The 9,468-nt window shown below is 65.3% G+C and carries 12 protein-coding genes; 8 read left to right on the top strand and 4 right to left on the bottom strand.

The features are described 5' to 3' along the window. The first annotated feature begins 166 nt into the window (after positions 1 to 166). From ACYQML_RS23325 to ACYQML_RS23310, 4 genes are all read left to right on the top strand, one after another. Positions 167 to 1,369: a pyridoxal phosphate-dependent aminotransferase gene (locus ACYQML_RS23325; protein WP_461234181.1), complete on the top strand. Its 1,203-nt coding sequence runs from the start codon at positions 167 to 169 to the stop codon at positions 1,367 to 1,369. Positions 1,370 to 1,499: 130 nt separating this feature from the next. Beyond that, positions 1,500 to 1,646 carry a hypothetical protein gene (locus tag ACYQML_RS23320; RefSeq protein WP_461234180.1) on the top strand — a complete coding sequence of 49 codons (147 nt, stop codon included), beginning with the start codon at positions 1,500 to 1,502 and terminating at the stop codon, positions 1,644 to 1,646. 317 nt (positions 1,647 to 1,963) lie between these two features. Continuing rightward, positions 1,964 to 2,257 carry a hypothetical protein gene (locus ACYQML_RS23315; RefSeq protein ID WP_461234179.1) on the top strand — a complete coding sequence of 98 codons (294 nt, stop codon included), beginning with the start codon at positions 1,964 to 1,966 and terminating at the stop codon, positions 2,255 to 2,257. An 83-nt stretch (positions 2,258 to 2,340) separates the two neighbouring features. Continuing rightward, positions 2,341 to 3,999 (top strand): calcineurin-like phosphoesterase C-terminal domain-containing protein, encoded by a 1,659-nt coding sequence (locus ACYQML_RS23310; RefSeq protein ID WP_461234178.1) that lies wholly within the window; start codon positions 2,341 to 2,343, stop codon positions 3,997 to 3,999. A 47-nt stretch (positions 4,000 to 4,046) separates the two neighbouring features. Here the strand turns inward: ACYQML_RS23310 and ACYQML_RS23305 are convergent, their stop codons facing one another. After that, the gene (locus ACYQML_RS23305) at positions 4,047 to 4,625 is read right to left on the bottom strand and encodes a type 1 glutamine amidotransferase domain-containing protein (RefSeq protein ID WP_311276217.1); all 579 of its coding nucleotides are present in this window, start codon (positions 4,623 to 4,625) and stop codon (positions 4,047 to 4,049) included. 248 nt (positions 4,626 to 4,873) lie between these two features. On the opposite strand from ACYQML_RS23305, the gene ACYQML_RS23300 reads away from it, so the two are divergent. Then, complete coding sequence (locus ACYQML_RS23300) at positions 4,874 to 5,095, top strand: hypothetical protein (RefSeq protein ID WP_056428854.1); 222 nt, start codon at positions 4,874 to 4,876, stop codon at positions 5,093 to 5,095. Positions 5,096 to 5,104: 9 nt separating this feature from the next. Here ACYQML_RS23300 and ACYQML_RS23295 read toward each other — a convergent pair whose 3' ends face one another. Continuing rightward, positions 5,105 to 5,494 (bottom strand): hypothetical protein, encoded by a 390-nt coding sequence (locus ACYQML_RS23295; protein ID WP_056428856.1) that lies wholly within the window; start codon positions 5,492 to 5,494, stop codon positions 5,105 to 5,107. Between the two features lie 313 nt (positions 5,495 to 5,807). Between ACYQML_RS23295 and ACYQML_RS23290 the strand changes: the two genes are divergently transcribed. Continuing rightward, positions 5,808 to 6,017 (top strand): cold-shock protein, encoded by a 210-nt coding sequence (locus ACYQML_RS23290; RefSeq protein ID WP_026175704.1) that lies wholly within the window; start codon positions 5,808 to 5,810, stop codon positions 6,015 to 6,017. A 201-nt stretch (positions 6,018 to 6,218) separates the two neighbouring features. Continuing rightward, the gene (locus tag ACYQML_RS23285; RefSeq protein WP_056428857.1) at positions 6,219 to 6,449 is read left to right on the top strand and encodes a hypothetical protein; all 231 of its coding nucleotides are present in this window, start codon (positions 6,219 to 6,221) and stop codon (positions 6,447 to 6,449) included. 382 nt (positions 6,450 to 6,831) lie between these two features. Here ACYQML_RS23285 and ACYQML_RS23280 read toward each other — a convergent pair whose 3' ends face one another. Continuing rightward, positions 6,832 to 7,659 carry a 3'(2'),5'-bisphosphate nucleotidase CysQ gene (locus ACYQML_RS23280; RefSeq protein ID WP_461234176.1) on the bottom strand — a complete coding sequence of 276 codons (828 nt, stop codon included), beginning with the start codon at positions 7,657 to 7,659 and terminating at the stop codon, positions 6,832 to 6,834. A 305-nt stretch (positions 7,660 to 7,964) separates the two neighbouring features. On the opposite strand from ACYQML_RS23280, the gene ACYQML_RS23275 reads away from it, so the two are divergent. After that, complete coding sequence (locus ACYQML_RS23275; RefSeq protein WP_461234175.1) at positions 7,965 to 8,495, top strand: DUF6101 family protein; 531 nt, start codon at positions 7,965 to 7,967, stop codon at positions 8,493 to 8,495. 13 nt (positions 8,496 to 8,508) lie between these two features. On the opposite strand, the gene ubiA is transcribed toward ACYQML_RS23275, so the two are convergent. Next, positions 8,509 to 9,465, bottom strand: coding sequence for a 4-hydroxybenzoate octaprenyltransferase (gene ubiA / locus ACYQML_RS23270; RefSeq protein ID WP_461234174.1), 957 nt, complete (start codon positions 9,463 to 9,465; stop codon positions 8,509 to 8,511). Between the last annotated feature and the right edge of the window lie 3 nt (positions 9,466 to 9,468).

Raw genomic sequence — 9,468 nt, 5'->3', positions numbered from 1 at the left:
TGTCCTCATCAGTACGAAGCGGCCATCCCGGAGCGTCATCGCGCCAGGGGTGGCCGCTTTGACGTGTCCGGCAGCCTTGCCGGCTCACAGCTCCGGGATTAGGGTCCGCGCGCTTTTTGAAGAGGCGCGTATCGGCGCCCATCTGACGTGATCGGAGTAGACCATCATGGGCTTTCTCGCCGACGCCCTGTCCAAGGTGAAGCCGTCCGCCACCATCGCGATGACGCAGAAGGCCCGTGAGCTGAAAGCCGGCGGGATGGACGTGATCAGCCTGTCGGTGGGTGAGCCCGATTTCGATACGCCCGACCACATCAAGGAGGCGGCGATCGACGCGATCCGTCGCGGCGAGACCAAGTACACGCCGGTTTCCGGGATCGTGCCCCTGCGCGAAGCGATCGTGCGGAAGTTCAAGCGCGAGAACGGCCTCGACTACAAGGCGTCGCAGACCATCGTCGGCACCGGCGGCAAGCACGTCATCTACAATGCCCTTCTCGCCACGCTGAACCCCGGCGACGAGGTGGTGATCCCGCGCCCCTACTGGGTCTCGTATCCGGAGATGGTGGTGCTGTGCGGCGGCACGCCGGTCTTCGCCGAGACGGACATGGAGCATGATTTCAAGCTCCAGCCGGAAGAACTCGAGCGGGTGATCACGCCGAAGACCAAGTGGATCATTCTCAACTCGCCGTCGAACCCCTCCGGCGCGGCCTATGCCCGCGACGAGATGAAGAAGATCACCGACGTCCTCATGCGGCATCCCCATGTCTGGGTGCTCACGGACGATATGTACGAGCACCTCTGCTACGGCGATTTCGAGTTCGTCACGCCGGCTCAGGTCGAGCCCGGCCTCTACGACCGGACGCTGACCATGAACGGCGTCTCGAAAGCCTATGCGATGACCGGCTGGCGCATCGGCTACGCCGCCGGTCCCGAGCACCTCATCAAGGCGATGGATTTCGTCCAGGGCCAGCAGACCTCCGGCGCTTCCTCGATCTCCCAATGGGCGGCGGTGGCGGCCCTCGACGGCACGCAGGAGCATCTCGCCCGTTTCCGCGCCGCCTTCCATGAGCGCCGCGACCTCGTGGTCTCCATGCTGAACCAGACCAAGGGCCTCAAATGCCCGACGCCGGAAGGCGCCTTCTACGTCTACCCGTCCTGCGCCGAGACGATCGGGCGCAAGACGCCTTCGGGCAAGGTCATCGAATCGGACGAGGATTTCGTGCTGGAACTGCTCCAGGCCGAAGGTGTCGCCGCCGTTCACGGCTCGGCTTTCGGTCTCGGACCGAACCTGCGCATCTCCTACGCCACGTCGAACACGGCGCTGGAAGAGGCCTGCACCCGCATCCAGCGTTTCTGCGGCTCGCTGAGCTGAGACGGCGAGCGACGATTGCCGCCAACCCGGTGCCAAGAGGCAGCGCGGTCGAAACCCGCTTCGATCGGAGCGGTGGGAATATCCTCACCGTTCCGACCTGCAATGACGCTGTCCCGGGTGTGAGCCGGGAATGCCGGCAGGGACGAGCCTCGCCGAGGCCGATCCCATCCTGTCCCGAGTTCCGCCAGCGGAAGAGCCTGCGGCGGAAGGGTCCTATGCGGCCGGATCGGTTGCCGGCTCGGTGTTGGATGGCTACATCGGCGGTCCCCGCGGCTAATGCGTTCGACGGTTTCGCGAACCCTCTCGGACTTGCGTGGCTGCAGGGCTTGCCGTGACGGGGCGATGCGGACCAGTTCTCTGCGTCGATCCTGTGAGGCCTGGTGGGCCGGGTCGCGTCAGGTGTGTCACGAGTGCGGGGAACAGGAACCGTCGCCGTGGCTGATGGCCCACGCTCATTGCGCGCTCAGCTTGTCGAGCCATTTCAGGACAAGTGCCGGACGAGTGCTTGAGCGGATTGGTTTACCGACTTCACGCACAAGTGAGACGGGCCGGGGAACCGGCCAGGTTCCTCCGCGTAGTCTCGGGCTCCTCCTCATGCGCCGCCTTCTTACCAACGGCACCAAGGCGATCGTCGCCATTGCCGCGCTTTCCACCGCCGCCCATTGGGCCATGCGCCTCCAACGCGAGCCCGCGCTGTCCGCCGTGCCGGTGGCAGCGGTGAAGGACCCGGTGGCGACGGGGTCGATCCCTGTGAGAGCCGTCGAATCCCCCGCGGGTGATCGCCTCGTGGACGTGACACGCGGGCTCGACCAGAAGCGTCTGGGCGAGTTGATCTCCGGGGCCGCCGTGACCAAGCCCAAAGCCGAGAAAACCGTCGCCACGCACTGAAGGGGCGACGCTCGCCGGAAGCGTCACGCGATGGTCAAAGGCACGTGGTTCGGTGTGGCCGACCCGTTGCAACAGGCTTTCGCATGATGGACCGATCCGCTCTGACCCGCCGCCAGACCATGGCAGGCGCCGCCGCACTGGCGCTGTCGGCCAGTTCCGCCCGGGCGTCGGACCGTGCGACGGGCATGGTCTACGAGAGTGTCTCCGGCGAACGGATCGGCATCCCGGATGTCGCCGTCTCCAACGGCCGGGACGTGGTCCTCACCGATCGTCAGGGCCGCTACGGCCTCGATGTGTCGGATGGCGACACCGTCTTCGTGGTCAAGCCGTCGGGCTTTGCCCTGCCGCGCGACGAGAACAACATCCCGCGCTTCAGCTACCTCCACCAACCGCAGGGGACGCCCCCCGAATTGCGGCTGCGCTATCGGGGCATCGACCCGACGGGACCGATTCCCGCCTCCATCGATTTCGCGTTGTCGCGCCAGGCGGAACCGGATGCCTTCGAGGTGATCCTGTTCACCGATCCGCAGCCCGAGAGCCCGGTGGAACTCGGCCATGTCCGCGATACGGCGGTGACGCGCGTCCTGGGGACGAAAGCCGCCTTCGGCATGACCACGGGCGACATCCTGTTCGACGATCTCTCGTTCTACGGCCGCTCGAACCGCATCATGGGGCGCATCGGCATTCCCTGGTTCCATATCGGCGGCAATCACGATCTCAATTTCGAGGCGCCCGACGCACGCTACAGCCGCGAGACCTTCAAGCGGGTCTACGGAGCGCCGTACTACGCCTTCCACCACGGCAAGGCGCTGTTCCTGATGCTGGACACCGTCCATTATCTCGGCGCCGCATCGGGGGCGGGCGATGGGGTAGGGCGCTACGAAGGGCGCATCGGCGAACGCCAGCTCGCCTTCGTCGCCAACATGCTGGCGCAGACGCCCAAGGATCGCCTCGTGGTCATCGCGATGCATATCCCGCTCTACACCGACCTCAACCCGGACGATCCGCGCCAGAACGTGATGGACCGCGAGCGCCTCCTGGACCTTCTGGGTGACCGCCCGGTATTGAGCCTCGCCGGCCACACCCACACGACGGAGCATCATTATCCCCGTGCGGGCGGCGCGGGGAGCCACCATCACCACGTCCTCACCGCCGTCTCGGGCTCGTGGTGGAGCGGCCCCTCTTCCCGCACCGGCATCCCCTCGGCCGACAGCCGCGACGGAACACCGAATGGCTTCCATGTCCTGTCGGTGGACGGCGCCGGCTACACGACCCGCTACCGCCCGGCCCAGGGCGAGCCGGACGAGGGGATGCGGATCGTTCTGGAGAGCCAGTATCGCGGCGGCGCGGGCGAGGTGCTGCGCGATTACCGGCCGATGCAGACCCTGCGGTCGCCGGTGCCGCGAGAGAGCCTCTCCGCCACCAATCTGGTGGTGAACGTCTTCGACGGCGGCCCGCGCACGCGGGTCTCCTATCGGATCGGCAGCGGCCCGGCGGTCGCGATGGTGCGGACGAGACGCCCCGATCCATTCGTGAACGAGGTCTACCTCCGCTATCCCGAGGCGAAGAAACCCTGGGTGAAGGCGGAGCCTTCGAGCCATATCTGGGTGGCACGTCTCGACGGGGACATCCCGGCCGGCAGTCACCGCATCACCGTGGATGTCGAGGACGAGTACGGTCGTCCGCTCTCCTCCGGTCTGGTGCTGGAAGTCACCGGCGAAGTCGGGTCATCGCGGGGCTGAGTCGAAGAGCCCGCCCGTTTTGGGGCGGGCGGAGCGTAAGCCCGGTGTCAGGCGGCCAATTGGCGAGCGCCGTGGTTACCCTCTTGGATCTCCTCGACGATCTTGGCGCAGAACGCGTCGAGGTCGCCCGGATTGCGGCTGGTGACGATCCCCTTGTCGGTCACCACCGCCTCGTCGTGCCACTGGCCGCCGGCATTGATGACGTCCGTCTTGATCGATGAGAACGAGGTCAGGTTCAGGCCCTTCACGGCACCGGCCTCGATCAACAGCCAGGGCGCGTGGCAGATGGCGGCCACGACCTTGCCGGACGTCAGAAAGGCCTTGATGACCTCTAGGGCCTTCGGCTCGAGCCTCAGCTTGTCCGGGTTGATCTGACCGCCAGGGAGGACGAGCGCGTCGAAATCGGCCGGGTCGATGTCCTCGAGATCCTTGTCGACCGCAACGTTCTTGCCCCAATCGGTCTTGTCCCAGCCGCGAATGGATTCCCGCGATTCGCGTGACTTCGGCGATGCGACTACGACGCTCGCTCCGGCCCCCCTGAGATTCTGCAGCGGAACGGTGAGCTCGGTTTCCTCGAAACCGTCTGTCGCGACGATGAGAACCTTCGACTGCTTGATGTCGGCCATGGCAGATCTCCGCATGTGTTCAAAGAGGTAGCGGAAGAACCGGTGGCGGCTGAGGCAGGTTCCTGGACGGGCCGAGGCGCAATGCAGCCAAGGCCGCAGCACAAGGCTCGAATTCATGCTTTGCTGGAACTGGCGAGGATCGGGGCGGGTTGGTCCGACAGACGACCGACTCAACGTCGGAACGCGATCCACCTAGAAGCGCGATCCACCTAGAAGCGCGATCCACCTAGAAGCGAAGGAGACGCTGAATGGCCAATCCAGGCCTACCGATCCCCGAGCCGCTGCCGGGCGGAATCCCCGGTGATCTGCCACCGCCGCCGCTGCCGCCCGATGAAGGGCCGGATATCGGCCCGACCGGACCACGGACCCCGTATCCTGTCGACGATCCCGGCGTCGACGAGCCGAAGGGACCGGGCTCCGAGCCCGATTATCTGCCGGGCGGACCGACCGACCCCGGCGTCAGGATGTGATCGAGGGGTCTAGTGATCCCCGTGTGACGCGCGCACGTCCCGGGGCGCACTGAGGATTTCAGAGAGGCTCGTCACCACGTGGCGGGCCTCTTCGTCCGTCAGGCGCAGCTGGAAGGGGGGAAGCGCTCCGGCCTGCAAGGCGACCACGGCCTGTCCCTGCTCGTCGGTGCCGACCTCAATGGCGGACGAGGTGACTTCGAGCATGGCGATATCCTCGTCGCTCAGATCGTCCGGCAGGTCGACATCGTCCGGCTCGTCGATCGCGGTCAGCAGCTGTCCCACCGCACGCACGAGCGCACGGGCCGCCCGCGCATCCATGACGACGGCCGTGGCCTGATCGTCCTTCTGGAATGAGAGCTGGATGTTCGCGCCTTCGAGGGAAACCGAGATGCCCGCCATGAACCGCCTGATTGCGTCGCCTAACTGCCTGGAACAGGTCCCATATATGCATGTCGCGGACCGAAAAACACGGGGTCCGCTCGGAGTCCCATGAGAGTGCGGCGTGCCGGTGCGGCAGGCAAGATCGACCCGGGTGCCTTGTTGCCGCCGCACAATCAGCCTACATGGAGGACAGCGGGCATTAGTGAGCCGAACGCAACGTGCATCGCACGTCTCACGACCTGCTGATCCCGTCAAATGTAAAAGAGGACCGGCGCCGGGTATCTCGAGCAGATGCACGTCTTTGGTCAACGAACGATACGAGGTTCTATTCGTGAATACCGGCACTGTTAAGTGGTTCAACGAAACCAAAGGCTACGGCTTCATTCAGCCCGATGACGGCGGCAAGGACGTGTTCGTTCACATCTCCGCCGTCGAGCGCGCGGGAATGCGCAATCTCATTGAAGGTCAGAAGGTCTCCTACGAGATCCAGACCGACAAGCGCAGCGGCAAGGACTCGGCTGGTAACCTCCAGGCGGCTTGACGCCCCCGGCGCCAGCCCTCGGGGCTGGCGTCACCATCGGCCATCGAGCGCCGTGTCCGCCGCCATCCCGACGATCTCCTCTGGGGAGACGAGTTCGCTGAGGATGGCATCCCTCCCACCCATCAAACCTCTGACTTACGGAACACGGAGCTAAGCTCGTTGTTCTGCACACCAAGAAAATCTGAAAGATCACAAGAAAACATGTTGTTCGAATACACCCGGCGCCGCGGCGTCCGTTCGCCCATCACCGATGCGGCGACATTCAAGGTAGGAAAGCTGAAGCAGACGACGTCGCGTGATGCGCAGGACATCGATCTCAGCCACCTGATCGACACCTCTTACAACTACCATTCGCCCCGTGAACTGCGCTGGCACCTCGCCGAGCGGCTCGGAGTGGCTCCCGAAGTGGTCGCGGTTCGCGAACACGCCTGATCGGGCTTATCCTGCGTCGAGGGCATCGTCCCCGCGCTGATGGACGTTTCGCGCCGAGTTCCTCACAGGGCTCGGCGTTTGCGTGTCCGGGCCAATCGCGCCGGCATGGGGGCGGGGGAGAATCACCTTCGGTCGTCTCGACCATCGGGTGTCCCACACCTCGCCGGATGCCCGAGCTTACCGGGTTGAACACTCAGGTCGATGGCGCCACGGAGCACCGGAACGCGGCCGGATTTGTCGATCGGCCCGGAGACCTCGAAAGCCTCGCCGATGGCGGTCGAAACCCGGCTCGATTCCGGTCGATTTCACCGCCGCATCCACACACAATCGACGCTTCGCCAGGCTGCGAAGGGAATGACGCGTCGTCGCGATGACGAACGCTTCAGACCCGCGTCAGGGCTGCAACGACATCGTCGCGCAGGGTGTCCGACATCGCGATCAGGGCCCCGTGGACGGGATCTGGTCTATTGTAGGTCGTGCGATTTCCCCGTAGGTCGCTCACCGATCCTCCCGCCTCGCGCAGGAGCAGGTCGGCCCCGGCGAGGTCCCAGTCGCGCGCGTCGGACGAAACGAGGCCGATATCGATCGATCCCTCAGCGACCCTGGCCACCCGCAAAGCAAGGGACGGCACACGCGGGACGATCTCGAAATCGACCGCTTTTCCGTCAACGGAGCCGCCCCGTGCAAGCTTATCGGCCATCGGTTTCGGCCCTGTCACCCGCGCGCCAGCGAGTCCGGCCTGTTGCGAGACCGACAGCGAAACGCCGTTGCACGTCGCGCCAGCACCCGCCACCGCCTCGTAGAACTTGTCGCTGACGGGAGCATGGACGAAGCCGAGAACCGGCTGCCCCTGAGAGAGCAGAGCCACCGAAATCGACCAATCGGGATGGCCTGTGAGGAAGGCACGGGTGCCGTCGATGGGATCGACGATCCAGACGAGGTCGGAGCCCAGGCGAATTGGATCGTCGCTCGTTTCCTCCGAAAGCCAGGCGGCTTTTGGCAGCAAAGCACTCAGCCTGATCTTCAGGAACGTATCCACCGCCACATCGGCTTCCGTCACCGGAGAGCCACCGGCCTTCGACCATGTCCGGGCCGTCGTCTGTCCGTCCGCCCGGAAGTAGGGAAGGGCGAGGGAGGCAGCTTCGCGGATCGCCGCCCGCAGATCAGGGACGAGGGCCTTGGCGGCTTCGATCGGCATCGTGTCGGACATGCGTCTCCGAATCTTCGGGTTTTCTCGAGAAGGGATGCGAATCGGGCCTTTCCGCGCCCTGCGGCGGGAAGAGACTGATACCGTTGTAGGGCGGGCATCCCATGCCCACAAGGATCGAGAATCCGGAGATGCACCGCGATCCTGAGGAATGAAGCAAGGAAGTGTTGAGCATCCCAATCGCTTCCCCGCCGTCCACGATCGCTTAACTGTGGCTATTAAGGCGGTTTGAGGAGGTTAGACGCAAATCTGCTTGTCATAAGAGACGGCCCGACAGAGGCCGATCACACCAACAGGGCGTCGGACCAATGAACACTTTCTCAAACATGAATCCAACCGAGACAAACGTCGGCATCGCCACCGATCACTGCCTGCAGGATGGCGTGGTGCTGAGCTCCGTGGCGTTCACTGCTTCGGTTCTGCCGATCACCGGCCGCGTCGCCGGTGGTACCGTGGCCATCGGTGTCGCCCTGGCCTTCGCCTCCGAGGATTCCGATGCCTGCGACGAGGATCGCTTCGCCCTTCTGCTCGTGGACGAGACCGGTGCCACGCTGGGTCGTCTTGGACCTTATGGCGATGACGATGTGGTCGCGATCTGGCGTGATTGCTCGGCCCGGACCGGCCTGCCGCGGATGATCGTGCGGGAAGACGGCACCCTCGCAACCGTGTCGCGCCAGCTCGGCCGTGTCGCTCTCGGAACGACCCGCACCCGCCGTCGTCACGGCCTGCTCAATGGCCGCCGCCCGCGCTTCCTCGTCCGTCGTAAGACCGGTGTGTTGCCGGTGCGTCCCCTGATCTATCGCGGCGAGAGCGAGATCGTCGGAGGCGCGCTGTCCTGAAGCCGGACCAGCTTCAGAAGAGGGCCTGCCACAGGGCATCGGCCGACAGGCCAGCGAAAAGTATCAACCCGGCATCGCGGTTAGAGCGGAAGAGCAGCAATGCCCCGCGCCCGTCACCGGATTTCAGACGGAAAACCTGCCATCCGAGATGGGTGGCAAACAAGGCAACGCCGAGAAACCCGACAGGGCCCGCACCAGCCAGTGCCGCAGCTGTGGCAATGGCGGCGGCCGAGACCGCGTAGCACAGGCCGATGGCGGGCTTCAGACCACGGCCGAACAGGCGGGCCGACGAGCGGATGCCGGCGATCTCGTCATCCTCGATGTCTTGAACCGCATAGATCGTATCGTAGCCGACGATCCACGCAAACGCGCCGACATAGAGAGCCAAGGCCGGCGCACTAAGACTGCCGAAGGCGGCGACCCAGCCCATCAGCGCTCCCCACGAGAAGGCGAGGCCGAGCACCGCCTGGGGCATCGACATCACCCGTTTCATGAACGGATAGATCGCCACTGGCAGGAGCGACGCCATGCCGACCCAGATGGCGGTAGCGTTGAATTGTAGTAGCACGGCCAGACCGACCAGCGCCTGCATCACGAGGAAGATGGCGGCGGACCGCGTCTTCACCTGCCCGGAGGGGAGGGGGCGCGAGCGCGTGCGCTCCACCTGCGCGTCGAGATCACGGTCGGCGATGTCGTTGTAGGTCGAGCCCGCCCCTCGCATGGCAATGGCGCCGATCAGGAACAGGAGCAGATGCGCCGGGTCCGGAAACGGCTTGTAACCGGCGAGCGCCGCCAGGGCGGCCGACCACCAGCACGGTAGGAGCAGTAGCCACCAGCCGATCGGCCGGTCGATGCGGGCGAGGCGGAGATAGGGACGGAGGCCGCGCGGGGCGAGACGATCGACCCAGTGGCCGGCGACAGCATCCGCGACCTTTCCGTCTGCGCCGTCTGGCGAGGTCACGCCCGCCATGGG

Source organism: Methylobacterium sp. CM6244, from assembly GCF_054817885.1.
This window is presented reverse-complemented; position numbering and strand designations above follow the sequence as displayed.

Coding starts and splice junctions, on each gene's coding strand:
- ACYQML_RS23315 (WP_461234179.1), top strand. CDS start 1,964: ATGCGCCGCCTTCTTACCAACGGCACCAAGGCGATCGTCGCCATTGCC.
- ACYQML_RS23320 (WP_461234180.1), top strand. CDS start 1,500: ATGCCGGCAGGGACGAGCCTCGCCGAGGCCGATCCCATCCTGTCCCGA.
- ACYQML_RS23305 (WP_311276217.1), bottom strand. CDS start 4,625: ATGGCCGACATCAAGCAGTCGAAGGTTCTCATCGTCGCGACAGACGGT.
- ubiA (WP_461234174.1), bottom strand. CDS start 9,465: ATGGCGGGCGTGACCTCGCCAGACGGCGCAGACGGAAAGGTCGCGGAT.
- ACYQML_RS23310 (WP_461234178.1), top strand. CDS start 2,341: ATGATGGACCGATCCGCTCTGACCCGCCGCCAGACCATGGCAGGCGCC.
- ACYQML_RS23275 (WP_461234175.1), top strand. CDS start 7,965: ATGAACACTTTCTCAAACATGAATCCAACCGAGACAAACGTCGGCATC.
- ACYQML_RS23325 (WP_461234181.1), top strand. CDS start 167: ATGGGCTTTCTCGCCGACGCCCTGTCCAAGGTGAAGCCGTCCGCCACC.
- ACYQML_RS23295 (WP_056428856.1), bottom strand. CDS start 5,494: ATGGCGGGCATCTCGGTTTCCCTCGAAGGCGCGAACATCCAGCTCTCA.
- ACYQML_RS23285 (WP_056428857.1), top strand. CDS start 6,219: ATGTTGTTCGAATACACCCGGCGCCGCGGCGTCCGTTCGCCCATCACC.
- ACYQML_RS23280 (WP_461234176.1), bottom strand. CDS start 7,659: ATGTCCGACACGATGCCGATCGAAGCCGCCAAGGCCCTCGTCCCTGAT.
- ACYQML_RS23300 (WP_056428854.1), top strand. CDS start 4,874: ATGGCCAATCCAGGCCTACCGATCCCCGAGCCGCTGCCGGGCGGAATC.